Consider the following 682-nt stretch of genomic DNA (forward strand, 5'->3'; position numbering starts at 1 on the left):
GTAGTAATTCAAGCTAAAAGATATAAAAGTAAAGTAGGGATTAAAGCTGTTCAAGAAATTAATTCGGCTAGAGATTACTACAGTGCACAAGAAGCTTGGGTAATAACTAATAACTTTTTCACATTACAAGCAATAAAACTAGCAGAATCCACTGGTGTAAAGCTGATTGATCGGAATGGATTAGCTGATTTAATTCTAAATTCTAATATCACTTCACTCAATGCTTCACAGTAAACTACATCTTCCAGAACTCCCACCATTTTTTCTGCTTACTGGAAGCCAACTGCCTTTGAGTTTCTAAACTTTCTTTAAGGGCAACCATTAAATTTTGATCACGTTCCTTTAAATGGTTGTCCATATATTCTTGTTGCTGTTTTAGTAGATTCAAAAGTTCTTGATTGAAGTTTTCCTGTTGCTCCTTAAAGGATTGGAATTCCTCAAGTAACTCGTTATATTGTCTGCTATATCGTTTTTCGTCTGTAGCACGCAACGCTACATCGTTCCCTTTTTTCCACACTACAACTGACCTCAAAGCCTGTTCAAGCACCATAGTGTCTTTGTATTCCATAAGCTTTTTAAACGCAATTAAATCATCGTCAAAGAACCCTCTATGACCATGTTCATTTTTATGAAAGGTGTAACCAGCTCTCTCAAAATGAGAGCAGCTCGGTGAGCGACGCCT

General features: G+C 36.5%; 2 protein-coding genes. One reads left to right on the forward strand and one right to left on the reverse strand.

What is annotated here, in order from left to right; all coding sequences use genetic code 11:
- Positions 1-234 (forward strand): restriction endonuclease (locus ABEA77_RS33830; RefSeq protein ID WP_345655988.1); only part of this gene is annotated, 234 nt, incomplete at its 5' end.
- Between the two features lies 1 nt (position 235).
- Here ABEA77_RS33830 and ABEA77_RS33835 read toward each other — a convergent pair.
- The coding region (locus tag ABEA77_RS33835) for a DUF3967 domain-containing protein (protein WP_345655990.1) at positions 236-682 on the reverse strand (447 nt) is incomplete at its 5' end.

Origin of the sequence: Streptomyces tremellae, assembly GCF_039540215.1 — a bacterium.
Classification (GTDB): domain Bacteria; phylum Actinomycetota; class Actinomycetes; order Streptomycetales; family Streptomycetaceae; genus Streptomyces; species Streptomyces tremellae.